Consider the following 25,287-nt stretch of genomic DNA (forward strand, 5'->3'; position numbering starts at 1 on the left):
GATGAACCCCCTTCTGGAATTCCCCGTCACCGACGAAATACTGACGTCTTATGCGCTGGCGATCGGCACGGATTTGCCGGGTTATCGCAATCACATCTATCGGGTGCTGAACTTCTACCGCGCGATCAGCGGCATTGAAGGCCTGCCCTCCGAAGCGGTGCAGATCGCGGGAGCGTTTCATGACCTGGGCATCTGGACCGACCAGACCATCGATTACCTGGAACCCTCGGTTCGCCTGGCCACCGACTACCTCGCCAAGCGGCAACTGTCGCACTTGACCGGCGAAGTGACGGCGCTGATTCTGGAACACCACAAAGTGCGGTCCTATGGCGCCGACCATGCGCTCAGCGTCGAGCCCTTCCGGCGCGCCGATGTCATTGATGTGTCCCTCGGCCTGCTGACGTTCGGCCTGCCACGGGCGTACATCAAAACGGTGAAATCGGCGCTGCCCAATCATGGCTTTCACGGGATGCTGCTCCGGCAGACCGCGCGGCAATTCCTGCGCTCCCCGCTCAAGCCGTTGCCCATGTTTCGCTGGTGAAACAGCCGTCACCCAAGCCTTGAAAAAAAGCCATTAAAGAGGATCAGCGGTCGTACGCAGACGGCCCGGCGCTGCTATGCCTTCACAGGGGAGACACAGCGTCACCGTGGCCCCGGCGCCTACCCGGTGCGCGCAGACAAACAGGTGCCAATCCGTAGCAGGAGGTGGCAAATGTTATTCATCGTCAGCTGGTCGATTAATCCGGATAACCGAAACAAAGCAATCGAGCGCTTCCTCAAGACCGGCGCCGTCCCACCGGCCGGCGTGCAGATGCTCGGGCGCTGGCATGCCGTCGGTGGTTCGAGCGGTTTTGGCGTCGCCGAAGCCAATGATCTGGTGCAGATTCAGAAGTGGGTGCTGGAGTGGAACGACATCATGAAGATGGAAGTTCAGGCGGCACTGACCGATGAACAGATGGCGCCGCTGTTGGCAGGTACGGTCGGCAAGTAGCCGTCATCGGGCGGCGGGCGCTGCTCGTCGCCTCCTGTGAGTTTCCGGCGGACAGTGCATGACTGACTGGAAATTTCTGCGGGCGAACCTACGCTCATCGCGAAGGATCCGGTTTCAGCCAGGTTTTTTTCGCCTGGACGATCGGGCCGACCCTGCGCTGACCTCACGGAGTAGAACGTATATGAACCTGTCGCAGAAACTGTTCATCGGCGCTGCACTTGCCAGCCTGTTGCTCGGCGGGTGCACCTCGAAAATCACCGAAAAAGACCAGTACTCGGGCTTCCTGTCCAACTACAACAACTTGCAGCAAGTCACCACCACCAGCGGTGACACCGCCATGCGCTGGGTGAGTCCTTCATGGAACCCGGACGCCTACAACACCGTCGCGTTCAACAAGCTGGAGCTGTACCCGGCGCCGAAGCCCAACGAGCGGGTCAATCGGCAAACCCTGGATGAACTGCAGAGCTACATGACCAGTAAGGCCAAAGGCGTGCTGGGGCAGAAATACCGGGTTGTACCGAGCGCAAAAGCCGCGCCGGCCGGTTCGAAAACACTGATCATGCGCTCGGCGATCACCGGGGTGAATGCCGAGAATGAAGGCATGAAATGGTATGAAGTGGTGCCTGTCGCAGCGGTGGTCGGTGGCGTTTCAGCTGCCAGCGGGCATCGGGATCAGGACACTACGTTGTTCATCGAGGCCGAGTTTATAGACGCGAGCAACAACCAGACCGTGGCCAAAGTCGTGCGCAAGGTGTTTGGCAGCACGCTGGAAAACGCCAGCCAGAAAATCACCGCCAAAGACTTCAAGGTAGCGATCGACAAACTGACCAGCGATTTGCAGGCGTTTATCCGCTAGCGACACCTCGTCTTGTAGCAGCTGCTACAAACGGATGCGGCTAACCAAGGGGGTTATTTTTTCATGCCCACCCGCCGGCGCATGTCGGCGGTGATCGCCTGGCGGGTTTTCTTCAGGTCCGCCCAGGGCTCATCGCCCACTTCTGCCAGCCGTTCTTGCACGTTGTGAATGTTCCACTGATTCCCGCCTTTCAATTCGGCCACTTCTTCGCGAAAAATCGGTACCGACACCGGCAGCCCTTCGCGGGTCCGCGCGGCGTAGGTGCAAATCGTCGTGGCACCCAGACCATTGCGCAGGTAATCGATGAAGATCCGCCCTACCCGATTTTTAGGCCCCGACACCGCAGAAAATCGCTCCGGCAGTAACTTGGCCATGTGGCTGACAATCGCGTGACTGAAATCTTTCACCTCGTCCCAACCAAGCTTGCGAGTCAGCGGTACCACCAGGTGAATGCCCTTGCCGCCGCTGGTCTTGAGGAAGGCCTTGAGGCCCAGTTCATCGAGCACTGACAGGGTCAGCTGGGTCGCCTCGACCATGCTTTTCCACGGCAGCGCAGGATCCGGGTCGAGGTCGAGGACGAAGCGGTCAGGCTTGTCGAGGTTCTCGGTGGTGGCGTTCCAGGTGTGCAGCTCCACGGTGCTCATCTGCACGGCGCCAATCAGGGCTTCGGCGTTGTTGATGATCATCACCGGTTGGCCGGTGACGTCCTTGTCCAGCGTGGTGATCCCGGGAATGGCCAGGCGCTCGGCGTTTTTCTGGAAGAACAGCTCGCCGGCGATGCCGTCCGGCGCACGCACCAGCGCCACTGGCCGGTCCTTGAGCTCGGGCAGAATCCACTCGGCGACGCTGGCGTAATACTCCGCCAGCTGCACTTTGGTGGTGCCGCTGCTGGCGTCGATCACCCGGTCCGGGTGGGTGATGCGCACCTTGCCTGCGCCGAGGCCGATTTGTGAGGGTGCGGGCGCTGCCTTGGCCGGTTTCTTTTTCGCCGCAGCGGCCGGTTTTTCAGCGGCGGCTTTTTTGCTGGTCTGGGCTTTCACGGCTTTCGGACGCTCCTCGGTGATGTCTTCGGCGGGTTTGTCATCGCGCAAGCCATGGAACACCGCATGGCGTACCGAGCCGTCCTTGGTCATCTCGGCGAACGCGACTTCGGCGAGCAGAACGGGCTTGAGCCAATGAACGCCCTTGGCATCAAAACCGGTCGGAGGGTTGACCACCGCCGGCTTCTTGGCCTGCAACGGTTTCAGCTGTTCGTAAATGTGCTTGAGCGTGGTTTCGTTGAATCCGGTGCCGACCTTGCCGGCATAGCGAAGCTCGCCGCTGTCACGGTCATGCAGCCCCAGCAGTAATGCACCGAAGGCATTGCGCGCACCTTTGGGATCGGTGAAACCGACCACGACGAATTCCTGCCGATGCTTGCACTTGAGCTTGATCCAGTCGTTGCTGCGCCGGGACACATAAGGCGAACCCAGGCGCTTGCCGATCAACCCTTCCATCTGCATCTGGCAGGCGCTGTTGAGCAAAGCGTCCGGCTCTTCGCCGAACGCGTCGGAGAAACGCAGCAGCGGGTCTTCATTGGGTTTGAGCACCGTCGCCAGCGCAACGCGTCGTTCCTCGACCGGCACTTCGCGCAGGTCCACGCCATTGAGGTAAGGCATGTCGAACAGGTAGTAAAGGATGTTGCCGCTTCGATTGGATTCGAAGGCGTTTTGCAGCGCCTGAAAGTCCGGCACGCCCTGCTCGTTGGCCACCACCATTTCACCGTCAAGCCAGGCGGATTCGAGGCCCAGCGACGCCAGTGCCTGGGCCTGTTTCGGCAGTTTGTGGGTCCAGTCGTGGCCGTTGCGGGTGAACAGTTTCACTTCGTCATGGTCGATGCGAGCCATGATCCGGTAACCGTCGAACTTGATTTCATAACTCCACTCGCCCTGCGGGGCTTTTTCCACCAACGTGGCCAACTCCGGTTTTAGCTGGTCGGGCAGTTTCGCCTTGTGAGCGCCGGTAAGTTGCGCTGACTGCTCTTTCGGCGTGACCTTGCGCGCAGGCTTCTTCACCGGTTTTGGTTTGGCGTCAGCCTTCGCCTTCCTCGGGACAATGGTCCGGTCACTGAGCACGCTGTCCGGTTCGGCGACGACCACGTCGTAATCGCTTTCGGGTTTCGCCGCGCTGTCCTGATGCTTGATCAGGAACCACTGCTCCTGCTTGCCCGGCATGTGCGTGCGCACCAGGTTCCACAGGCCGCCGAGTTTCTCGCCTTGCAGCTCGAACTTGAGCTTGCCCTTGGCATAGGCCTTGGCTGGATCTTCCTGCGGAATCCACACGCCACGGTCCCAGACAATCACGTCGCCGGCGCCGTAATGCCCTTCGGGAATGCTGCCCTCGAACGTGGCGTAGTCGAGCGGATGGTCTTCAACGTGGACCGCCAGGCGCTTGACCTTGGGGTCCAGCGACGGGCCTTTGGGCACCGCCCAGCTTTTCAGTGCGCCATCGAGTTCCAGGCGAAAGTCATAATGCAGCCGCGAGGCATCATGCTTCTGGATACAGAACTGCAAGGCGTGGTCTTTCGCGGCTTTTTTGTTCGATCGTTTCGCGGCCGGCTCAGAGGTGGCCGAGAAATCGCGCATGCGGTTGTAATCGTCCAGATTCTTGTTCATGGCGCACCTGCCGACTCAACGCTTCCCCCGATGCCGGGGCCGGTGCGCGTAACGATCAGGGCCACGACCGCAATCCGCTCCACCCGTTGATAGCCCGGGGTCAGCAGTTCTTCACCGAATACATCAGGATCGAGCTCGCGGTAGGTCCAGCTGAACATCGACGACTCCAGACGCGGGGTCAGCGCTTCAAGAAACGGATCCTGTCCATCAATCATTGCCACCCCGGTGTACAACACCAAAGAGCCACCTGGCGCCAGGCGATACAACGCCTGCTCGACAATGCGCAACGACAATTGCGCACCAAAGGCACCGCCACCATGACGGTAAGCGCGCTCGGCGGGGTCAGCCATGTAGGGTGGATTGGCAACGATCAGGTCGAAATTGCCGTCGACGTCCTGCAGCACATCACTGGCCTCGACAGTAACGTTAACGACTTCGGCAAGCGCCGCGTTGACAGCCGTGAGGCGCAGCGCCGCCGGGTTGATGTCGACGGCCAATACTTCAGCGTCGCGGCGTGCGCGGGCAATCACAATCGCCCCGACGCCCGCACCGCACCCAATGTCCACGGCGCGCCGGATGGGCGCGAAGCTTTGCTGCAGATGGGCATGAATCAGTTGGGCGAAACGGTAGGTGTCCGGGCCGAAGAACACCGCGTCAGCGGCGTCGGTGGGAAATCCCGAGTGCACGAACAGCAAATCATCCAGGCTGGACCAGCGCACACGGCTTTTCAGTCGGCCGTTGCTCTCCTGAAGGATGCCCGCCTGTTGCAACTGCCGCTGCTCGTCCGCCGATAACAGGCCCGGTTCGAATGAGCGCGACCAGCCGAACACATCGCGCAGGGTCCGGGCGTTCTGCCCGAAGGCGCGGTCATTGACCCGCTGATGAGTGAGCGGCGTCGGGGTGATGAATCGATAGCCATCAGCCTGCAAGCGGCGCCCCAGTTGGACCAGCGCCAGATCGGCAGCGTCCAGTTGCTCTTCCTGATTCATGCAGTGCTCCTTATCGCAGGCTGGATTTGAGTTCGATAAAACGTCGCGTGGCCATCAGGCCGGCTGGATGGGAATGCCGATGGGCCGAGAGCCACGGGATCAACACCGGCATCTGTTCGTGCGCGGCAAGCCCTTCCAGCGCGGTTTGCAGGCTCTGGATGTCCGGGTCGTTGTCGGAGACCGGCGGTTGTGTCGCGACACTCGTGCCCCGTCGAACCGCAGGAGCTGAGCGCTCAGGCGTCCAGTCGCCCGCGATCCAGTCGTGCAACAGTTGTTTTTCATAGGGGCTGAACACGCCGAACATGGCGGCGCCATCCCCTTCGATCAACTGCCAGAACCGGCTGGCTTGAGGATCCTGCTGACGTTTGATCCAGCCTTTGTTTTCCATGGCCGTGAGGAAACCAGGCAACTGCTCCGGCGCCGACAGCCATTGGTTGACGGTCTTGCCTTCGAAACGGCAGTAATCGGAATGCATGTGCTGGCCGAACGGGCGCTTGCGCTCAAGCATGCTGAGCAATTCGGCGTCGAGGTCGAACGATTCGATGATCGCGCGGCTGCCCTGCCCCAGATCGTTGAGCCGATAACCCAGCGCAACGCGGCGCAGAAAGTCTTCGCGATCACCTTCCAGCGGCAGCAGTTGCAGTACCGACTGCACGGCTTTTTGCGCGTGGCCGGTGCTGGCATTGTCGATGGTCACATGCAGCGTGAAGTAGTACGGATCGATACCCAGTTCGCTGAGCTCATAGGCGCTGATCAGCAAATGCAGCGGCAGCTGTTCGTAGCCGAGGTTGTAGCCGATCACCTCGGGCAGAAACTCATCGGCGGATTCGCCCAGCGCCAGTTGTATCGCGCCTTGCAGGTAATGCTCGTCCGCGATCACGCCGGGGTCTTGCAAGCCATGTTCGGCGAGCAGTTTGCGGTAGATCACCACATGGTTCTGCGCCGGGTTGCCGTCGCCCAGTTCCTCAAGATAAGTGCAAATGAGCCCTTCGAAACGTGGGTCGCGCCAGTGACGCAACAGGCCATACAACCACGCGCCATCGACCAGTTTGGTCGGGGCAACGGCTTGCAGGAAAAACAGTGCGTGCGCCTTGTTGCTGAAAAAGAGTCGCGGCCCGCCGTCCTTGCGGTTTTGCAGGTAATCGGCGTATTGGCGGGCGACGTCGACGCTGTGCTGTTCGACGAACAATTGCAAGGCCGACAGGTCGTTCGGCATCTCCTGAGGCAGGTCGGTGGCGTGTTCGAGCTGCGCCTGGAGAAAGCTTCGGGCAAGTGCGCGGCGTTGCTCGGGGTCGTCGCCCAGCAGCAGTTGCTCATAGGCCTGTTTCAGGCTCCCGGCGGCCGGGATCGGGTGTTCGGCGGCTGTCCGCGATTCAAGGCGTGTCAGGGCAGTCATGGGCGCATCTCTCGGTCTGAGGCCAGTGGCAGGACGCTGAATCAACACGTCTCTACATCAGCAGAGCGATTTGCCTGGATAAAAATTCAATCGGCGTTGAATTTGCCCTGACGGACGGGCTTGCCGAGAGACCTCCCGCTGGCGCGCCAGGCATATACTCAGCGGGTGTTGACTCATCTTCGGGAGCAATCATGCGAACGGTGCACGTCATCGAGCAATCGCCGGTACCGGTGAACGTCGTCGGCGAGGCGATCACGATCCTCGCGGGCGGCGACCTGAGCAAGCCCTTTGAAATGCATATTCAGGAAGGCGTGCAAGGCGGCGGGCCGCCACCGCACTTTCATCCGTGGGACGAGGCGTTTTACGTAGTTGACGGCCAGGTCGAAGTGACCGTGGCGGGCAAGTCCACTACCGTCTCGGCCGGGGGTTACGTGCATATTCCCGGTGGCTCCATCCATGCCTACAAGAACATCAGCCCTACCGCGAAAATGATTGGCGTGGTGTCCGACCCGCGTGGCGGGCAGTTTTTTGCGGCGGTGGATCAATTAAGGGTGCCGGAGGATTTACCGCGGATACTGGAGATTGCCGAGGCGCATGGGGTTATTTTCCTGGTGCCCAAACCGGCAGTTTGACCGCGTTATCGTTCATCGCTAGCAGGCTAGCTCCCACAGGGATCGTGCACACACCGCAAATCCACTGTGGGAGCTAGCCTGCTAGCGAAGGCGGCCTGAAAGACAACCCGATTCTTGCGGACACACCCTAAGCCACGCCACCCTTGGCCTGTTGCTCCAGATGCACTTGCAAGTCCGGATCAATCTGCAGCGCCGCAGCCAGTTCATCCAGATAATTGCGCTCGGCATCCTGCTGATCATCCACCAGCATCACGCTGGCAAGGTACATCTCTGACGCCATGCCGGGATCCGTCGCCGACTGTGCCACATCGGCAGCATCCAGTGGCCGGGCAACTTCGTCGTCCAGCCATTGCTGCAATTGCGGGTCATCGGTGTGGCGGCCGATTTCGGTGCTGATCATCTGCTTCTCGGCGTCATCGATCCGGCCATCAGCCTTGGCCGCCGCGATCAAGGCCCGCAGGATCGCATGACTGTGGTCCTCCACTTCCGGGCCAGACAACAAATCGACCGTGCGCGGTGCCTCTTGCGGTGCAGCCGCCTGACTGCGTTGCCACGCTTGATACGCCTGGAATGCCATCATCCCGAGGGACGCCAGGGCCGCGTAGTTGGTGCCGCCACCCGAGCGGGTGCGGGTTGCACCGCCCATGGGTGAACCGCCACCCAGCAGCCCACCGAGCAAACCACCCAGTCCGCCACCGCCCATGGCTGAACCACCACTTCCTAACAGGCCACCGAGCAATCCACCAAGACCGCCGCCGATGCCGCCCTGGGCGGAGGCGCCACCCTGTTGCGCCCCGGAGCCCTGGCCGCGCAGAAGTTGTTCGAGCAAATCGCTGGTGTTCATGACGACGTCCTCATCGATGGGAGTGACCCGGTCAGGCAACAATAGTCCTCGCCACTGAATGCGCCACCACCGTTTGGCCTGTGGCGAGGGAGCTTGCTCCCGCTTGAGTGCGTAGCACTCACAAAAAATCGGCATTGTTTGTCACATTTTGGGGCCGCTTCGCAGCCCAGCGGGAGCAAGCTCCCTCGCCACAGAAGCAGGTGTGTCTGATGCACGTATTTAAGTGAACAGCATTGCGGATTTATCCGGAGTATTTTTTGCCGGCCCAGCTAAGATTTACAGACGGTGAACCTTATTCCCGGATTTTCGGTCGATACCTGCAACCAAACCGGTTTGCCGCCGCCCTTGATATTAAGGGTGATGACTGGCTTGCTTCACTTTCTGGAGAACGCCCCCGTGATATCCACCCTACACATCGCCAGGCTCAAAGCATGGGGCGCCCATGGTTTTACCGCCACCGGCGTGGTCACTGCCTTCCTCGCCACCCTCGCCCTGCTGGAAAACCAGGCCACCAACTGCCTGCTGTGGCTGGGCGTGGCCCTGATCGTCGACGGGCTGGACGGTGCCTTGGCGCGCAAGGTCAATGTGCAGTCGGTGCTGCCGAGTTTCGATGGGTCGATCCTCGACCTGGTGATCGACTACCTGACGTATGTGTTCATCCCCGCGCTGTTCATCTATCGCTACATCCCGTTGCCGGACTACACGCTGCTGCTGACCGTGTCGCTGATTCTGGTCTCGTCGCTGTTCTGCTTCTGCAACGTCAACATGAAAAGTAAAGACAACTATTTCCAGGGCTTCCCCGCCGCGTGGAACGTGGTTGCCCTGTGCCTGTACATCATCGCCCCGTCGCCGTGGATCACCTTCCTGACCGTCATTGGCCTGGCCTTGTTGACCGTGACGCGCATGAAGTTCCTGCACCCGTTCCGCGTGCGCAAGTTCATGCCGATCAATATCGCCGTGACCGCCATCTGGTTGCTGTGCAGCTTGTCGCTGGTGGTCAACCACCCGGTCATCAACCCGATGGTCATGGGGCTTTGGCTGCTAATGTCGGCTTACTTCCTGGGCATTTGCATCTGGCGCACCGCCATGGAGTGGTTTGACGGATCGCGTCACAAGTAACGCGGCATGGCCATCCATATCGTAAGACTTGGCTCACCCCGTTCGCCCGATGAAGGGCTGCGGATCGGCACGGTACGCCGCCCGCCTCGGGGTGTACCGAAGGCCGAATTTGCCAGCCGGGATTTTTATGATGTGTGGCAGCCGTTACTGTCGCCCAGCGCCGAGTTGGTTGCAGAAGCCAAAGCGGCCGAGGATGAGAAGGCCTGGGAGGCGTTCAGGCGCAAGTTCAAGGCCGAAATGAACCATCCCGCGCCCAATCAGTTGCTGGATCTGCTGGCTGCCCTGTCCCATCAAACCTCGCTGGCGGTGGGGTGTTATTGCGAGGAAGAGGCGCATTGCCATCGTTCTGTGTTGCGGGAACTTCTTGAAGCACGCGGCGCCCGAATTACATGATCATTCCCTGTGGGAGCGAGCCTGCTCCGGGCGGCGTTCCGACGATGACTGCTTTCCAGCCGATGTAGATGTCGACTGACACTCAGCCATCGCGAGCAGGCTCGCTCCCACAGGGGAAATTGGTTGTTCAAAGGATTGAGATACCACTATGAAACCGCAAATAAGGGCCGCCACCCCAGCCGACGCGCCCGCCATCAGCCAGGTCATCATCCGGTCGCTGCACCAGTCCAACGCCCTGGACTACTCCCCCGACATCATCGCGCAGGTGGAAAAGAGCTTTTCCATCGAATCCGTTCGCGCGTTGTTGAGCCAACGCCATGTCCTTGTCGCAACTATCGATTGCTGCGTAGTAGCCACCGCCAGCCTTGATCGCGATGTGGTGCGCAGCGTGTTTGTCGACCCCGGACAACAAAGAGCGGGCCTCGGCCGGCAGTTGATGGCAACCATCGAGTCCATCGCCACCGAGGCAAACATCGAAGTCTTGCGCGTCCCCTCCTCCATCACCGCAGAAGCCTTTTACTCCAAACTGGGATTTCGCAAGATCCGCGATGAGTTCCACGGTGCCGAGCGCACCATCATCATGGAACTGCGCCTGCACCGGGCCGCCGGACGGGACCTTGATCATGGTCAATACTTAAGAGATTGAATGCCTGTTGAATGACCAATGTCTCTTCGTTTATCCACGGGAGGTTTGCCATGTCGGGTCAATCACGCTTCATGCTGGTCGCCTCGCCACTGATGGAGCACAGCCCCGCCTTCGACCGGGCCGCGGCGCTGGCCAAGGCCGAAGACGCGGCGTTGCACATCGTGGCTTTCGATTACCTGGAAGGCCTGGCCACCGCGAGCCTGGTCAACGAAAAGGCTCTGGAGCAGATGCGCCTGGGCTACGTCGATCGCCACCGAAACTGGCTCGAAGAACAGGCCCGCCCCTTGCGCAAGATCGGGGTCCACGTCACCACCGAGGTGACCTGGGTCGAAAAACCCCTGGAAGAAATCCTGATTCACCTCAAAGAACAGCCGATGGACGTGCTGATCAAAGCCCTGGAGCACGAATCGCTGTTGTCGCGGCTCATGTTCACCCCGCTCGACGTGCATCTGCTGCGCGAATGCCCGGTGCCGCTGCATTTCGTCAGCCACGCCGTTCACGCCCTGCCACGCAAGATCGTCGCGGCGGTTGACCCTTTCCATCGCGATGATCACTACAAAACGTTCAACGACCGGATCCTTCACGAAGCGGCGAAACTGGCGAGTGCCTGTAACGCCGAGCTGGACGTGGTGTACGCCTATGACCTTTCATCCATCAGCGCCGACGAATTCGGCTTCGACAACGGTTCGGCGTTTTTCAATTCCGGCAAGGCCAGGACCCTGTTCGACTTCCAGGAAGACGCTTTCAACGAATTGGCCGAACGCAACGGCATCGCACCCGAGCAACGGCACATGATCATGGGCAACCCGGCCAAGGTCCTGACCCGTTATGCCGATGCCTATGATGTCGACGTGATTGTCATGGGCCGGGTCGGCCATCGCGGTTTGGGCCGGTTGATTGGCAGCACGGTGGAGCACCTGCTGTACAAAATGCCGTGCAGCGTGTGGGTGGTGTACACCGAGCGGGTGGACGAGTGATGCCCTTGAACACACCACATATCCCTGTGGGAGCTAGCCCGCTAGCGATGGCAGAGTGTCAGGCAATATCATTGTCGATTGGCACTCCGTCATCGCTAGCAGGCTAGCTCCCACAGGGGTTTTGTGTGCTGCCGGGTCAACGTCGGGTGATCACCACTTCAAGGTACTCACTCGGCACCACCAGCGATGTCTCTCCTGCCCTGTTCATCTTGTTGATCAGTCCGGTCAGGTCGCTTTCCAGGGCCAGGCCACTCTCGGGAGGCAGCGCCGCGAAGGCCTTGTGCACCGGGCCGTACCAGGTGCGGAACGTGTCGATGAAGTGCGCAGCCGAACGATAACGGAAGTTGAAGGTGCGTTTCGTCACCTGGACCTGGAAGTCGCGCTCATCGAAGTGCGTGTGCAACCAGGCTTCGGTTCCCCAGTTTGAGGGCGGTTGCGCGCCAGCCGGTGGCGGCAGATGACGGCCCAGGGTCTTGAACATCTGACCGACAAAACCTTCAGGTGTCCAGTTGGCCAAACCGATGCGGCCGCCGGGGCGACAGACTCTGGCCAGTTCCGAGGCCGCTTTGGCCTGGTCCGGCGTGAACATCACACCGAAGGTCGAGAGCACGGCATCGAAGCTGGCATCCTCGAACGGCAGCGCCTCGGCATCGGCCACCTGAAAGGTAACTTCCAGGCGTTCTGCCCGGGCCCGGTCTTCGCCGCGTTCGAGCAGCGCGGCGACGTAGTCGGTGGAAGTCACATTGCAGCCACGGCGCGCGGCGGCCAGCGTCGCGTTGCCGTTGCCGGCCGCCACGTCCAGCACCCGCTCATCGCAGAGCAAGTCGCAGGCTTCGGCCAGTTGCTCGCCGACAATCTGCAGGGTGGTGCCGATCACAGCGTAGTCGCCGCTGGCCCAGGAGGCCATCTGGCGGTTTTTCAGGGCAGTGAGATCAAGGGGTGTACTCATTAAATCTGCTCCGTAAGGATTGAAACGCAGGGCCGGCTTATTCCGCCGTGGTCGGATCGATGATGTTCGTGACCTGGGAAATGCGGTTGGCCGGGAAACCGCTCTGCCTGGCGTGCTCCTGAATCAGCGCTTCGCTGGGCGAGATGTACACGCAGTACAGCTTGTCGCCCGTGACATAACTCTGAAGCCACTGCACCTCTGGCAAATCGCGCAACGCCCGGCAGGACTTTTGCGAAGCCGCTTTCAAATCCCTTTCTGACAGTGTTCCAGCACCTGGAATCTCGCGTTCTATGACGAACTTCGGCATGGCAACCTCTCATTCTTGTTATTGATGACAGGGTCGGCAGTGGCCCTGTAGGCAAACTATCGCTCCGCTGCTCGCCTGCGTCCTGCCCGATCGTCGGGCAACACTGCCCGATCGTCCGGAGAATCCACGTTTGGCGCAGACGCGCTCACAATCAAAAAGCCCTCCGCACGGGGAAACCACCATGGACGCACTGTCCCAAACCCTGCGCGTCGTCCACTTGGTCGGCGCGATTTTCATCAATGCCAGGTTCACGGCGCCCTGGTGCTACCAGTCGCCCAGCGCCGACACCGCGGCACCGTTTCTGGAGCCCGGCGCCGAGCGGGTGGTGATCTTTCACTTGATCACCGAAGGCGAATGCTATGTCGAGTTGGGTAACGATCCGCCGCTGCGGCTGACGGCCGGCGATGTGGTGGTGTTCCCTCAGGGCGATGCCCATCGCATGAGTTCACAACCCGGGCTCACGCCGGTCACCGGCAAACGCCTGGACGCGGTGCTGGCGCGCCGTCCGCGGCAACTGAGCTACGGCGGGGGTGGCGCGGTCACGCGTCTGGTGTGCGGTTATCTGGCGTGCGACACGCGATTGGCGGGCATGTTGCTGACGGGCCTTCCGGCGGTGGTGCGGGTCAATGTGCGCGGCTCGAATGCCGGTATCTGGCTGGAATCTTCGGTTCGTTACGCGCTGGCCGAAGCGCGCTCGCCCAGGCCTGGGGGCGAAGGTGTGCTGGCGAAACTGGCCGAGGTGTTGTTCATCGAAGTGCTGCGCCTGTACATGAACGAGCACGGTGAAGGCCGGACCGGTTGGCTGGCGGGTGTGGGCGACCGGATCGTCGGCGCCGCCCTGAATGCGCTGCACAAAAAGCCCTGTCACGCCTGGACCCTGGATGAACTGGCGCGGACCGCCGGCACGTCAAGGTCGGTGCTGGCGGAGCGCTTTGCGCAGTTGGTGGGGAGTTCGCCGATGCAGTATTTGACGCAATGGCGGATGTTGCTGGCGGCTAACCTGTTACGCAGCAGTAACAGTTCGTTGTGGCGGATTGCCGAAGAGGTGGGCTACCAGACCGACACGGCGTTCAGCCGGGCCTTTCGTCGAGAGTACGGCGCACCGCCAGCGGCGTGGCGACGCAATCAGGAGAAAAAACCAATGGCCCACGGCGCGATGCCAGTGAGCCATTGATCTTCAAGGTCAGGCGGAAGGTGCCTTGGCCTCCTCCAGCAGTTGCTGAATCATTTTCTCCTGGGTTTCGTAGGCGCCTTCACCAAAGTGGGTGTAACGCACCTGGCCCTTGGCGTCGATCAGGTAGTGAGCGGGCCAGTACTGATTGTCGAAGGCGCGCCAGATCGCGTAGTTGTTGTCGATGGCCACCGGGTAGGTAATGCCGAGCTTTTTCACCTGATCCTTGACGTTGTCGATGATGCGTTCGTAACCGTATTCAGGGGTGTGAACGCCGACGACCACCAGGCCATCCTTCTCGTATTTCTTCGCCCAGTCCTTCACGTACGGCAAGGTGTGCTGGCAGTTGATGCAGTCGTAGGTCCAGAAATCCACCAGCACCACTTTGCCTTTGAGCGAGTCATTGCTCAGCGCTGGCGAGTTGAGCCATTGGACGGCACCGGACAGCGACGGCATGGCGCCCTGGGCGTTGTCCATGGGGTCGGCCTTGACCTTGCTGACGAAGTAATCGACGACTTTCGGCACGGTTTCCATCACGCCTTTCTCGAGGCTGCTGACGCCTTCGGACGAGGTGCCGGCGAGCAGCGTCCGGTCGGCGCCGGTGGAAATCACCGCCACGGTGGCCAGCACGGCAACACCGGCACCACGACGCAGCCAACCAGTGACCGGGATAGACACTTTCAAGCGATTGACCAGGCCGCGACCGAAAAAGATCAAAGTACCCAGCGACAACGCGCTACCCAGGCCGTACGCCAGCAGCAACAGGCTGGTCTGTGCGTTGGCGCCTTGCAGCATGGCACCGGTGAGGATCACGCCGAGGATCGGTCCGGCACACGGGGCCCAGAGCAGCCCGGTGGCCACGCCGATCATGACCGAACCCAGCGGGCCGGACATCTTGCGGGTGTCGGGGTCGAGGCGGTTGCCCAGCGCCACGAAGGGACGGGCCATCCAGTCACCGACACGGGCGGAAATCAGCGACAGCGCGAACAACCCCATCACGATCAGGGCGACGTGGCGACCGGTGTTGTTGGCTTGCACCACCCATTCGCTGCTGACCACGGCCAGGCTTGAGATCAGGGCGAAGGTCAGGACCATGCCGCCGAGGGTGAGCAGGATGGAAGAACGCGTGCGTTTGACCCCGGCGAACAGGAACGGCACGACCGGGAGGATGCAGGGGCTGAGGACGGTCAATATGCCGCCCAGGAAAGCGATGAGAAACATGGTAATCACCTTGAAAATAGAGAGGGACGACACACCACCGATCCCCTGTGGGAGCGAGACCGGCTTGCCGGCGATAGCGGAGTGTCAGTCGACATCTGTGTTATCTGACACACCGCCATCGCGAGCAGGCTCGCTCCTACACTGGAATTGTGGGGTTCACAAAACAGTGTTCGGATTTCAGGCCGTCTGGTTTTCCAGCTGCTGACCCTGCGGCGTATGGCTCGAACCGTCCTGTGCCAGGAAGGCATGACCGCCCTGCTCCGCCACCGGCGTCAGCTGGAAGCAGGTCGCGCTGCCGCAGCTTTTCTGTTCGACAGCGGCATTGGCATGGGCCGCCGCGCCGGCGACGGAGAAGGCAACAGCGGTCAAGAAGCGGGTGACGTTTTTCATGGTGTTCTTCCTGTTCAAAAGGATTGGCAATCGAATGACTCAGTTGTCCGAGTTGCAGCCGTCAGCAAACTTGCGGTAATCCAGCACCTGGGTTTTGTGCTGGGAATCCAGGTAGGTCAGCTTGGCATTCACAATCCCGCAGGCAGGTGCGGCGTCTTCTTTCAACGACACCACTTTCTTGATGTCCAGGTGGGTGCCGTAGGTGTAGGTTTTCGCGCCGGCATCGGTGGCTTCGGCGCGGGCCGACAAGGTGCAGATGTTCAGGGCGGCAAACAGGCAAGCGGCGTAGATGGCTTTGGTGTTCATGGTGGATTCCTCAAGGCTTCAATGGGTAGTCGTTCAATTGAGAAGAGGCGGTGTGGGTTGCCTCGATGGAACCCATTAGAAGCTCGCGAGGTATCTCGTCTGTGTCGAAAACAGCCGCGTGTAAATCGGTACGTATCAAAGTCGGCCCCTGATACAGAGCGATACAAACCCTGCGGAAAATCGCATTTTTGCGTTCGCGTGTATCCGTCGCTGCGCCAGATACACTGCAATACAAAGGGCTGCGGGCGAGCGGGCCAAGGCTCGATAGACTGCGCAACATCCCCCATTGATAGAGGCTTGGCCCCATGGAACACGTCGATCACATTCTCATCGTGGACGATGACCGCGAGATCCGGGAACTGGTAGGCAACTACCTCAAGAAGAATGGCCTGCGCACCACCGTCGTCGCCGACGGACGCCAGATGCGCGCCTTCCTCGAGTCCACGCCGGTGGACCTGATCGTGCTCGACATCATGATGCCGGGCGACGACGGCCTGATGCTCTGCCGCGAGTTGCGCGCCGGTAAACACAAAGCCACGCCGGTGCTGATGCTCACCGCCCGCAACGACGAAACCGACCGCATCATCGGCCTGGAAATGGGCGCCGATGATTACCTGGTCAAGCCGTTCGCCGCCCGTGAACTGCTCGCCCGAATCAACGCCGTACTGCGCCGCACGCGGATGCTGCCGCCGAACCTGGTGGTCACCGAAAGCGGTCGCCTTCTGGCGTTCGGGCGCTGGCGCCTGGACACTTCGGCCCGGCACCTGCTGGATGAAGACGGCACCATGGTCGCGCTCAGCGGCGCGGAATATCGATTGCTGCGGGTGTTCCTCGATCATCCGCAGCGGGTGCTCAATCGTGATCAGTTGCTCAATCTGACCCAGGGCCGCGACGCCGATCTGTTCGACCGCTCCATCGACTTGCTGGTGAGCCGCTTGCGCCAGCGTTTGCTGGACGATGCCCGCGAACCGGCCTACATCAAAACCGTGCGCAGCGAGGGCTATGTGTTTTCCCTGCCGGTGGAAGTGCTCGGTGCACCGTCATGAACCTGTCGCTTCGTTGGCCTCGCACCCTCGCCTCACGGTTGTCGCTGATCTTCCTGGTCTGCCTGATCCTGGCGCAGGCGCTGTCCTTCGGCGCGCAGTATTACGAGCGCTACGAAAGCGCAAAAAACACCATGCTCGGCAACCTGGAAACCGACGTCTCGACGTCCATCGCGATCCTCGACCGCTTGCCGGCCGAAGAACGCATGAGCTGGCTGAAACAACTGGACCGGCGCAATTACAGTTATCTGCTCAATGAAGGTTCGCCGGGCACCCGCATGGAAGACATGCCCATCGCGATGACCTCGATCAAAGACGCCATCGGCAAGGATTATCCGATGACCGTGACGGACATTCCGGGCCCGCAGAAACACTTTCAGGTTCACCTGAAGCTCGCGGACGGCAGCCCGGTGACCATCGACGTGCGGCCAGCGATGGTACCGTTGTCGCCGTGGTTGCCCATCGTATTGCTGGGTCAGTTGTTGCTGATGATCGCCTGCACCTGGCTGGCCGTCAGAATTGCCATCAGCCCCCTCACCCGCCTCGCCGAGGCCGTGGACAACCTTGATCCCAACACCCACGCGGTGCACCTGGACGAAAACGGCCCGACCGAGGTCGCCCATGCCGCCATCGCCTTCAATTCAATGCAGGCGCGCATCGCCGCGTACCTGAAGGAGCGCATGCAACTACTGGCAGCGATTTCCCACGACCTGCAAACCCCGATCACCCGCATGAAACTGCGCGCCGAGTTCATGGACGACTGCATCGAGAAAGACAAATTGTGGAGTGACCTCGGCGAGATGGAGCATCTGGTGCGTGAAGGCGTGGCCTACGCCCGTAGCGTGCACGGCGCCACCGAAGAAAACCGCCGCACCGACCTGGATTCGTTCCTCGACAGCCTGGTGTTCGACTATCAGGACGTGGGCAAGGACGTGCAGCTCAGTGGCAAATGTGGCGCGGTGATCGACATCCGGCCGCATGCCTTGCGGCGGATCCTGGTGAACCTGACGGATAACGCACTGAAGTTCGCCGGGGCCGCTGAACTGAAGGTGGAAGCGAAAAAAGGCAGCCTGTCGGTCAAGGTCATGGATCGCGGACCGGGCGTTGCCGAAGAGGAACTGGCCCACGTGATGGAACCGTTTTACCGGGTAGAGAATTCGCGCAACCGCAGCACCGGCGGCACCGGTCTGGGGTTGGCGATTGCGCAGCAATTGGCGTTGGCGCTCGGGGGATCGTTGACGTTGAGCAATCGTGAGGGCGGCGGATTGTGTGCGGAGCTGAAGTTGCCCGTACGACTGGCCAGTCAGTAAACAGACCCAAGGCGAAGGAAAGCCTTTATATTGTCGGGCACCGTCGCGTCACACGCGACGGCGGCGCACCCGATAGCAATCGACACTTATAGGGATATTGGCGAATGGATGACAACAGAAGGCCCATCAAGACGCGCTCTGCGGGCTGGGCGAAACACATCACCGACCTATTGGTGAAAGGAGACATTTCCCCCAATCAGATCTCCGTCGCCAGCATCGCCTTCGCGCTCGCCGGGGCGGTGGCGCTGATTATCGATAACGGGCTCATCGGCTCGATCCTTTGCGCCGTCGGCATTCAATTGCGCCTGCTGTGCAACCTCTTCGACGGGATGGTAGCCATCGAGGGCGGCAAGAAATCCGACATCGGCAGCCTCTACAACGAATTCCCCGACCGCATCGCCGACAGCTTGCTGATCGTCGCGTTGGGGTATGCCATTGGTTACGCCGAGCTCGGCTGGTTCGCGGCACTGGCGGCGGCATTGACGGCGTATGTCAGGGTTTTCGGCGGCTCGATTGGCCTGAAGCAGAGCTTCATCGGCCCCATGGCCAAGCAGCATCGAATGGCCGTGATGACCGCAAGCCTTGTGTTGAATGCCGTCGAAGCCAGCGTTTATGCCACTCACTACGTGCTGTTGATCGCGCTGATCATCATCGCTGCCGGCTCAGCCGCGACTTGCGTCACGCGCACGCTGGCCATTTCGCGCCAGCTCAAGGGGAATGCTCATGTGGATCAGTAACGCGCTGATTTCTGTTCTTCGCTTCCTGATCGGCGTTACCGCGCGATGGGAAAGTCCGCCGGACCTGACACGCCAGCGCATCTATTTCGCCAACCACTCAAGCCATATGGACACCTTGGCAATCATCGCGGCCCTGCCACCGGAAGCCCGGGTGAATGTGAAACCGGTCGCCGCCGCTGACTACTGGGGGAAGAACCGGTTTTTGTCGTACATCTCGCAGAAAGGCTTGAACGCGGTATTGATCGATCGTAATCCCGCGCCCGGTGTCAACGTGCTGGAGCCGATTTTCGATGTGGTGCGCGCCGGCCATTCGATCATCATCTTTCCGGAAGGCACGCGCGGCAGCGAGGCGTTGCCCGGTCCGTTCAAATCGGGTCTGTTCCGACTGGCCGAGACATTCCCCGAGGTCGACCTGGTGCCCATCTACCTGGAAAACCTGCATCGCTCCATGCCAAAAGGCAAACACGTCCCGCTGCCCATCATCTGTACGATCCGTATCGGCGACCCGCTGCAACGGATCAGCGGCGAGGAAAAACAGGTGTTTCTGGATCGGGCGCGTGAAGCGATTGTGAGGTTGTCGGAATGAATCTTGATGAAAAGTTTTTGTGGTTCTTCGGCGCCATTGCCGCCCTGTTGGCCATCGCCTCGATCATCGGCCGGATTCTGGCCAAGCGCGCTACGACAGAAGGCTCGATCTCGACCATCGAAAACCTCAACCAGCGGGTGAATGCCTGGTGGGGCATGGTCATCATCTTCTTCGTGTCCTACCTGCTGGGCGGCAACGCGACGGTCATTCTGTTCGGCTTCATTTCACTGTTTGCGCTCCGGGAGTTCATCACCCTGACGCCAACACGGCTTGGCGATCATAACGCGCTGTTCTCGGCGTTCTTCATTCTGATCCCGCTGCAATACGTGCTGATCGGCACGCACTGGTATTCGCTGTTCACACTGTTGATTCCGGTGTACGCGTTCCTGCTGTTACCAGCGATTGCGGTGCTGAGCCAGGACACCGATGCGTTTCTGGAACGGGCGGCCAAGATCCAGTGGGGGGTGATGATTTGCGTCTACTGCATCAGCCACGCGCCGGCCCTGTTGCTGCTGGACCTGGAAGGTTTCAAGGGGCAGAACGCGCTGCTGCTGTTCTATCTCGTGTTCGTCGTGCAGTTGAGCGATGTGCTGCAGTACGTGTTCGGCAAGCTCTTCGGCAAGCACAAGGTTGCGCCGCTGGTGAGTCCGTCGAAAACGGTGGAAGGCCTGGTCGGTGGCGGTCTGTCGGCCACGTTGATTGGCGGGTGCATGTTCTGGATGACGCCGTTCAGTTTTTGGCAGTCGCTGCTGATGTCGCTGGTGATTGTGGTGATGGGCTTTCTGGGTGGGCTGGTGATGTCCGCCATCAAGCGCAGCCTGAGCGCGAAGGATTGGGGGACCATGATCAAGGGTCATGGCGGCATGCTTGATCGGATGGATTCGATTTGCTTTGCGGCGCCGATCTTCTTTCACCTGACGCGGTATTTTTTCTCAGCCCCATAAACACTGAGCTCGCGATGAGGCCGTCACATTCAACATTGTTGTTGGCTGACACACCGCTATCGCGAGCAGGCTCGCTCCCACAGTGGTTAGTGGGTGTTTGGGGAATTGTGTTCGGTCAGGCAAATACGCCAACAACCCCTTCCCCATGCATCTGCCGCAACAATGCCGTGCCACTCGCCATGAACTCCGGCGATCCCGCGGCCCCCGCCTCCACCGCCAACCCTTCCAGCTGCGCCTGCCCGTCTAGCTCCGGAAACTCCTCGATCCGCTGCAACAACCGCCACGCCAACGGGCTCAGCTCGGAAAACTTCACACTCCAGTCCTGGGCCCGGCGCACCAACAATAACGTGGGTTGCGGCGGTGCGACGTCCGGCTGATGATCCGGCCCCACCAACTGCACCGGCCACGCATAGGCCAATGGCCAGGCCAGCCGCGAAACCTGCAACGGTCGTTCCAGCAACAACCCGGCATCGCTGGCCGGCAACGGCTCGGCCTCGGATTGCTGCAAGGCCATCTCGACCCACTCGTAATGCGCCAGCTCCACCATGAACGGCGGCCACACGCCCTCGCTCAACGCTTGCGGCTCCGAGGCCAGGAACTCGACAAACTCTTGGGCGATTTCACCGAATTTCGGCGTGTGCGCGCGGTAGTCGCGCAGGAAGATTCGCACCAGCGAACGCCAGCGCGCATCACCGAGAATCTTGATCAGCACCGGAAAGGTCCCGCTGAGCAGCGTCGACAGGTTGGCGAAAATCAGGTCGCGGTAGACCTGGGCTCGCGCTGTGTTCATTTCGCTGGGCGGCGCGCAGTGCTCGGGATCGCGCAGGTAAAGGCCCATTGCCGTTTGCTGTTGAAACAGACTCGGCTTATCCACGGTTCACCCCCTCGGACTGCAAACGGCGAATCGTCTGCAATTCCGCCACCAGTTCGGAAAACGCCGGAAAGTTGAAATCCCGCTCCAGCAACGTCGGCTGCGCGCCGAATCGTGCATATGCCTGCGCCAGCATCGACCAGACCACCGGTTTCACCGACGCGCCATGGGTGTCGATTTTCAAGGTGTCGGACTCATCGAAGTGCCCGGCCACGTGCATCGCCACCACCCGACCCGGGTCGATGTTCGCCAGAAAAGTCTGCGGATCGAACCTGTGGTTGATCGAGTTGACGTAGACATTGTTGACGTCCAGCAACAGGTCGCAATCCGCTTCGCGCAGTACCGCGTTGGTGAACGTCACTTCGTCCATGTCCTGCTGGGGCGCGGCGTAGTAGGAGACGTTTTCCACCGCCAGGCGCCGGCCGAGAATGTCCTGGGCCTGGCGGATTCGCGCGGCCACGTGATGCACCGCTTCTTCGGTAAACGGCAACGGCAACAGGTCGTAAAGGTGACCGTCATCGCTGCAATAGCTGAGGTGCTCGCTGTACAGCGGCACGTTGTATTGATCGAGAAACAGCCGGACTTCCTGCAAGAACCCGACGTCCAGCGGCGCCGGCCCACCCAGCGACAGGGACAAACCGTGACAGGACAATGGAAAACGCTCGGCCAGGGTTCGTAACGCATGACCATGGGCGCCGCCAATGCCGATCCAGTTTTCCGGGGCGACTTCCAGAAAGTCGAAATCGCCGGTACGGGCGGCCAGAAGGTCCTTCATTAAACCGCGACGCAGGCCAAGCCCGACGGTCGCTTTGGCTGAGGTGATGGGGGTCTGCATGGTGTCGATCTCGAGGGTTGCCAGTTCGGAATCACAGTTAACCGACGTGCTGTATCGGGGTTGTGTTCCGGTCAGGCAGAAATTCGTAGCGGTTGTATCGCCGGCGGGTCTGTACACACTTTGGTACAGACCCTTGGGCAGGCGTTACGCCAGGTCGTATTTCTCGCGCACCAGATGGCCGATGCCGATGCGATCGAGCACCTTCATCGGGCACAGGAAGGTCACGCGCACGGTGCCCGGCAAGCGGCTGATGTCGATCGAGCCGGTGATGGTCGCGCGGTTGAGCACTTCGTCATACGGCAGGCCGGTAACCGAAGCGGCGCGTCTCAAGCCGTTCTCCACCGCGACATTGAGGTTCTCGCCGCTGCCGATAAAGGTGATCGGGCCGCTCTGCTCGATCTCGTGCTGGCCCCAGCGCTCGCCAAGTTCGCGGACTTTCTGCCGTTGTTCGGCGTTCATCGGCCGCGCCATCGGCGGCAGATCGTCGAGGTTTTGCAGGAGGATCGGCCCTTCCAGCGTCAGGTTTTTCACCACTTGCACCGTCACCTCGGTTTCCCCGGAGCAATCGGTGGCGTGCCCGGCGATCTCGCCGTTGCCTTGCTGGGCGTGCATGTCGCCCATGTAAACACCGGCCCCCGGCACTTTCACCGGGCAGATCAGGACACAGCCTTCGCGAATCGAGTTGGTGTCCATGTGGCCGTCGGTCTTGGCTGCGTGCAGTTCTTCGCGGCTCATGCCGAAACGGTGTGGCGCGTTGATCAGGTATTGGCCGAAGTCCGCGCAGTTGTGCGAATCGGGCAAGTCACGGGACGGCGTGGTGCCGATGTTGCCGAGGAACGGGCGCATGTGCGCGGCAACGCCGGGGATGTCGGCGCGGGCCAGGGACAGGATCGAATGCTGGGCGGCGAATTCCGGCAGCGCCGACATTTGCGAGGCATTGCCGGCCAATCGGTTGGCGACGTCCTGGTTGACGGTCAGGCTGACCTGGTTCTGCGCATCGAACACGATCACGTAGCCATGGCTGAAGCGGAAAGCACTGACTTCGGCGCCGCAGTTGTTACAGCGAATCGACTCTTCGCCGATGCCTTCGACGTGGCTGGCGGGGTGATCGGTGCCGCACTTGGAGCAGAATTTGGAGACGAACGGATCGCCGTTGTAGCGCCCCTCCACGAAGCTCATGACCCCGGACGACGTCGCCAGCGAGGTCACTCGCATGCTTTTGATCTTGATCGCCACCGCATCGCCGACTTCCGCACCGGCAATGGCCACCGGTTGCGTCACTTCGTGGCCGCCCTCGAAGGCCGGCGTGATCATCGGGCCCCAGCAGCCCGGCGGCGTGCCGGTGATCAGGGTGCCGCCGTCGGCGAGCGGGCCTAGCATGGGTTGGCTGGGGCCGATGAGGCCGTTGGTGTACTGATCGACGCGCAGGTGGTTGACGGGTGAAGAATTGAGGTCGGTTTCAGACGCAAGCGTGGTCATTGGTGTCCCCTTAACGGTGAAAGGCGCAATACGGGGTCACAGTTCATCGCAGGTTTGTATCTGGTCTGTGTTCGCCGGTGGCGGGGAATGAACTGGAATGTGTCGGGATGCCAGTTAGATACAGTGCGATACACACCACCAATACCCGGTGGGAGCTAGCCCTGTGGTGAGGGGATTTATCCCCGTTCGGCTGCGAAGCAGTCGTCAATCCGGACAAATTTATCTGTCTGAACGGACGCGGGGCCGCTTCGCGACCCAACGGGGATAAATCCCCTCGCCACAGCTAGCTCCCACAGGGGTTCAGTGGTGTCTGGGAGATGGGCTTTCGTCGCTCCAGGCCGCGGCGCACGGGGCTCGGACTAAACTTACTGCACGCGGGACGTGCACAGCGTCCTGTTCATTCCCACGACCACCGCCCAGGGGTGAACGCCTCGAAAAACAAGGCCTCTGGACTGTGATCCTGCTGAAGGAGCACACGTGATGGACGAGGCCAGACTCAATGATTTCATGGGCAAACTGGTGAACGACATGGGTGGCGCGGCGATGCTCGCCAATGTCATCCTCGGCGAAGAACTCGGCCTGTACCGGGCCATGGCCGACAGTCAGCCGATCACCCCTGAAGTACTCGCCGACAGAACCGGCTGCAACCCCCGCCTGCTGCGCGAATGGCTCAGCGCCCACGCCGCTTCCGGTTACATGGAACACGAAGGCGGCCAGTTCCGCCTGCCCGAAGAGCAAGCCCTGGCACTGGCCATCGAAGACTCACCGGTGTATATCGCCGGCGGTGTCGGGGTGGTTGCGTCGTTCTTCCATGACAAAGACAAACTGGTCAACGCCATGCGCGGCAACGGCGCTCTGGCCTGGGGCGATCACCATCCCTGCATGTTCAGCGGCACGGAGCGCTTCTTCCGGCCCGGTTACAAGGCGCACCTGATCGCCGAGTGGCTGCCGGCCCTCGACGGCGTGGTCGCCAAACTGCAGGCCGGTGCCAAAGTGGCGGACATCGGCTGCGGCCACGGCGCGTCAACGGTGATCATGGCCCAGGCGTTCCCGGACTCGCGGTTTGTCGGGTTCGACTACCACGCACCGTCCGTCACCGTTGCCACCCAACGCGCTGAAGAAGGCGGCGTTTCCGGGCGCGCGCGGTTCTTCCAGGGCACCGCGAAAAGCTTCCCCGGCGACGACTATGACCTGGTCTGCTACTTCGACTGCCTGCACGACATGGGCGACCCGGTAGGCGCGGCAAAACACGCGTATGAGGCGCTGAAACCGGACGGCACGGTGCTGCTGGTGGAACCGTTCGCCAACGACTCGCTCGACGACAACGTCACCCCGGTTGGCCGCTTGTTCTACGCCGCGTCGACCTTCATCTGCACACCGAACTCGCTGTCCCAGGAAGTCGGCCTCGGGCTCGGCGCCCAGGCGGGTGAGGCACGGTTGCGCAAGGTCTTCACCGAGGCGGGATTCAAGAGTTTCCGCCGGGCCACGGAAACGCCGTTCAACCTGATTCTGGAGGCGCGCAAGTAACCACCGCTGACTCACTGAAGAACCCCTGTAGGAGCTGTCGAGTGAAACGAGGCTGCGATCTTTTGACTTTGGTTTTTTAAAAACAAGATCAAAAGATTGCAGCCTCGTTTCACT

27 protein-coding genes are annotated in these 25,287 nt (G+C 60.9%); 15 read left to right on the forward strand and 12 right to left on the reverse strand.

Annotation, left to right across the window (positions count from 1 at the left end):
• The first annotated feature begins 1 nt into the window (after position 1).
• From ACRC4F_RS16935 to ACRC4F_RS16945, 3 genes are all read left to right on the forward strand, one after another.
• The gene (locus tag ACRC4F_RS16935) at positions 2–541 is read left to right on the forward strand and encodes an HD domain-containing protein (RefSeq protein WP_438660378.1); all 540 of its coding nucleotides are present in this window, start codon (positions 2–4) and stop codon (positions 539–541) included.
• Positions 542–712: 171 nt separating this feature from the next.
• Positions 713–991 carry a DUF3303 domain-containing protein gene (locus ACRC4F_RS16940; RefSeq protein WP_438660379.1) on the forward strand — a complete coding sequence of 93 codons (279 nt, stop codon included), beginning with the start codon at positions 713–715 and terminating at the stop codon, positions 989–991.
• Between the two features lie 181 nt (positions 992–1,172).
• Entirely contained in the window at positions 1,173–1,847 is a 675-nt protein-coding gene (locus ACRC4F_RS16945; RefSeq protein ID WP_438660380.1) for a DUF3313 domain-containing protein, read from the forward strand.
• Between the two features lie 53 nt (positions 1,848–1,900).
• Here ACRC4F_RS16945 and ligD read toward each other — a convergent pair whose 3' ends face one another.
• From ligD to ACRC4F_RS16960, 3 genes are read right to left on the reverse strand one after another with little or no spacing between them, the layout of a single operon-like run.
• A complete protein-coding gene (gene ligD, locus ACRC4F_RS16950; RefSeq protein WP_438660381.1) occupies positions 1,901–4,501 on the reverse strand; it encodes a DNA ligase D in 2,601 nt (866 codons plus the stop codon).
• Entirely contained in the window at positions 4,498–5,490 is a 993-nt protein-coding gene (locus tag ACRC4F_RS16955) for a methyltransferase (protein ID WP_438660382.1), read from the reverse strand. Before ACRC4F_RS16955 ends, ligD begins: the two co-directional genes overlap by 4 nt.
• A gap of 10 nt (positions 5,491–5,500) precedes the next feature.
• Positions 5,501–6,886, reverse strand: a complete 1,386-nt coding sequence (locus ACRC4F_RS16960; RefSeq protein WP_438660383.1) for an iron-containing redox enzyme family protein — start codon at positions 6,884–6,886, stop codon at positions 5,501–5,503.
• A 191-nt stretch (positions 6,887–7,077) separates the two neighbouring features.
• On the opposite strand from ACRC4F_RS16960, the gene ACRC4F_RS16965 reads away from it, so the two are divergent.
• Complete coding sequence (locus ACRC4F_RS16965) at positions 7,078–7,518, forward strand: cupin domain-containing protein (RefSeq protein WP_438660384.1); 441 nt, start codon at positions 7,078–7,080, stop codon at positions 7,516–7,518.
• A 127-nt stretch (positions 7,519–7,645) separates the two neighbouring features.
• Here the strand turns inward: ACRC4F_RS16965 and ACRC4F_RS16970 are convergent, their stop codons facing one another.
• Complete coding sequence (locus tag ACRC4F_RS16970; RefSeq protein WP_438660385.1) at positions 7,646–8,362, reverse strand: tellurite resistance TerB family protein; 717 nt, start codon at positions 8,360–8,362, stop codon at positions 7,646–7,648.
• 396 nt (positions 8,363–8,758) lie between these two features.
• Here ACRC4F_RS16970 and pcsA point away from each other — a divergent pair, with 396 nt between their 5' ends.
• The 4 genes from pcsA to ACRC4F_RS16990 all read left to right on the forward strand — a co-directional run bounded on the left by pcsA (position 8,759) and on the right by ACRC4F_RS16990 (position 11,497).
• The gene (gene pcsA, locus ACRC4F_RS16975) at positions 8,759–9,481 is read left to right on the forward strand and encodes a phosphatidylcholine synthase (RefSeq protein ID WP_094471814.1); all 723 of its coding nucleotides are present in this window, start codon (positions 8,759–8,761) and stop codon (positions 9,479–9,481) included.
• A 6-nt stretch (positions 9,482–9,487) separates the two neighbouring features.
• Positions 9,488–9,874, forward strand: coding sequence for a DUF488 domain-containing protein (locus ACRC4F_RS16980; protein ID WP_438660386.1), 387 nt, complete (start codon positions 9,488–9,490; stop codon positions 9,872–9,874).
• Positions 9,875–10,022: 148 nt separating this feature from the next.
• Positions 10,023–10,520, forward strand: a complete 498-nt coding sequence (locus ACRC4F_RS16985; protein ID WP_438660387.1) for a GNAT family N-acetyltransferase — start codon at positions 10,023–10,025, stop codon at positions 10,518–10,520.
• A 50-nt stretch (positions 10,521–10,570) separates the two neighbouring features.
• On the forward strand, positions 10,571–11,497 hold the full coding sequence (locus ACRC4F_RS16990) for a universal stress protein (RefSeq protein WP_438660388.1): 927 nt from the start codon (positions 10,571–10,573) through the stop codon (positions 11,495–11,497).
• A gap of 136 nt (positions 11,498–11,633) precedes the next feature.
• Here the strand turns inward: ACRC4F_RS16990 and ACRC4F_RS16995 are convergent, their stop codons facing one another.
• Positions 11,634–12,446 carry a class I SAM-dependent methyltransferase gene (locus ACRC4F_RS16995; RefSeq protein WP_438660389.1) on the reverse strand — a complete coding sequence of 271 codons (813 nt, stop codon included), beginning with the start codon at positions 12,444–12,446 and terminating at the stop codon, positions 11,634–11,636.
• 37 nt (positions 12,447–12,483) lie between these two features.
• On the reverse strand, positions 12,484–12,753 hold the full coding sequence (locus tag ACRC4F_RS17000) for a DUF4242 domain-containing protein (protein ID WP_094471809.1): 270 nt from the start codon (positions 12,751–12,753) through the stop codon (positions 12,484–12,486).
• Between the two features lie 181 nt (positions 12,754–12,934).
• Between ACRC4F_RS17000 and ACRC4F_RS17005 the strand changes: the two genes are divergently transcribed.
• Positions 12,935–13,927: an AraC family transcriptional regulator gene (locus tag ACRC4F_RS17005; RefSeq protein WP_438660390.1), complete on the forward strand. Its 993-nt coding sequence runs from the start codon at positions 12,935–12,937 to the stop codon at positions 13,925–13,927.
• Between the two features lie 9 nt (positions 13,928–13,936).
• Here the strand turns inward: ACRC4F_RS17005 and ACRC4F_RS17010 are convergent, their stop codons facing one another.
• The 3 genes from ACRC4F_RS17010 to ACRC4F_RS17020 all read right to left on the reverse strand — a co-directional run bounded on the left by ACRC4F_RS17010 (position 13,937) and on the right by ACRC4F_RS17020 (position 15,841).
• Positions 13,937–15,145 carry a cytochrome c biogenesis protein DipZ gene (locus tag ACRC4F_RS17010; protein WP_438660391.1) on the reverse strand — a complete coding sequence of 403 codons (1,209 nt, stop codon included), beginning with the start codon at positions 15,143–15,145 and terminating at the stop codon, positions 13,937–13,939.
• 177 nt (positions 15,146–15,322) lie between these two features.
• Entirely contained in the window at positions 15,323–15,535 is a 213-nt protein-coding gene (locus ACRC4F_RS17015; RefSeq protein ID WP_438660392.1) for a hypothetical protein, read from the reverse strand.
• A gap of 39 nt (positions 15,536–15,574) precedes the next feature.
• Positions 15,575–15,841, reverse strand: a complete 267-nt coding sequence (locus ACRC4F_RS17020) for a DUF2790 domain-containing protein (RefSeq protein WP_438660393.1) — start codon at positions 15,839–15,841, stop codon at positions 15,575–15,577.
• A gap of 305 nt (positions 15,842–16,146) precedes the next feature.
• Between ACRC4F_RS17020 and ACRC4F_RS17025 the strand changes: the two genes are divergently transcribed.
• From ACRC4F_RS17025 to ACRC4F_RS17045, 5 genes are all read left to right on the forward strand, one after another.
• Positions 16,147–16,887, forward strand: a complete 741-nt coding sequence (locus ACRC4F_RS17025; RefSeq protein ID WP_282382256.1) for a response regulator — start codon at positions 16,147–16,149, stop codon at positions 16,885–16,887.
• On the forward strand, positions 16,884–18,194 hold the full coding sequence (locus ACRC4F_RS17030; protein WP_438660394.1) for an ATP-binding protein: 1,311 nt from the start codon (positions 16,884–16,886) through the stop codon (positions 18,192–18,194). The genes ACRC4F_RS17025 and ACRC4F_RS17030 overlap by 4 nt, the downstream gene beginning before the upstream one ends.
• A gap of 104 nt (positions 18,195–18,298) precedes the next feature.
• A complete protein-coding gene (locus ACRC4F_RS17035; RefSeq protein ID WP_438660395.1) occupies positions 18,299–18,931 on the forward strand; it encodes a CDP-alcohol phosphatidyltransferase family protein in 633 nt (210 codons plus the stop codon).
• Positions 18,918–19,517 (forward strand): lysophospholipid acyltransferase family protein, encoded by a 600-nt coding sequence (locus ACRC4F_RS17040; RefSeq protein WP_438660396.1) that lies wholly within the window; start codon positions 18,918–18,920, stop codon positions 19,515–19,517. The genes ACRC4F_RS17035 and ACRC4F_RS17040 overlap by 14 nt, the downstream gene beginning before the upstream one ends.
• The gene (locus tag ACRC4F_RS17045) at positions 19,514–20,461 is read left to right on the forward strand and encodes a phosphatidate cytidylyltransferase (protein WP_438660397.1); all 948 of its coding nucleotides are present in this window, start codon (positions 19,514–19,516) and stop codon (positions 20,459–20,461) included. The genes ACRC4F_RS17040 and ACRC4F_RS17045 overlap by 4 nt, the downstream gene beginning before the upstream one ends.
• 115 nt (positions 20,462–20,576) lie before the next feature.
• Here ACRC4F_RS17045 and ACRC4F_RS17050 read toward each other — a convergent pair whose 3' ends face one another.
• The 3 genes from ACRC4F_RS17050 to ACRC4F_RS17060 form a co-directional block, all read right to left on the reverse strand.
• Complete coding sequence (locus tag ACRC4F_RS17050; protein WP_438660398.1) at positions 20,577–21,335, reverse strand: HvfC family RiPP maturation protein; 759 nt, start codon at positions 21,333–21,335, stop codon at positions 20,577–20,579.
• A complete protein-coding gene (locus ACRC4F_RS17055) occupies positions 21,328–22,167 on the reverse strand; it encodes an HvfB family MNIO-type RiPP peptide maturase (RefSeq protein WP_438660399.1) in 840 nt (279 codons plus the stop codon). Before ACRC4F_RS17055 ends, ACRC4F_RS17050 begins: the two co-directional genes overlap by 8 nt.
• A 144-nt stretch (positions 22,168–22,311) precedes the next feature.
• On the reverse strand, positions 22,312–23,646 hold the full coding sequence (locus tag ACRC4F_RS17060) for an acetamidase/formamidase family protein (protein WP_438660400.1): 1,335 nt from the start codon (positions 23,644–23,646) through the stop codon (positions 22,312–22,314).
• A gap of 480 nt (positions 23,647–24,126) precedes the next feature.
• Between ACRC4F_RS17060 and ACRC4F_RS17065 the strand changes: the two genes are divergently transcribed.
• On the forward strand, positions 24,127–25,173 hold the full coding sequence (locus tag ACRC4F_RS17065; protein ID WP_438660401.1) for a class I SAM-dependent methyltransferase: 1,047 nt from the start codon (positions 24,127–24,129) through the stop codon (positions 25,171–25,173).
• The last annotated feature ends 114 nt before the right edge of the window (positions 25,174–25,287 follow it).

The sequence above is a fragment of the Pseudomonas sp. genome (assembly GCF_051660785.1).
In the GTDB taxonomy this organism is placed as follows: domain Bacteria; phylum Pseudomonadota; class Gammaproteobacteria; order Pseudomonadales; family Pseudomonadaceae; genus Aquipseudomonas.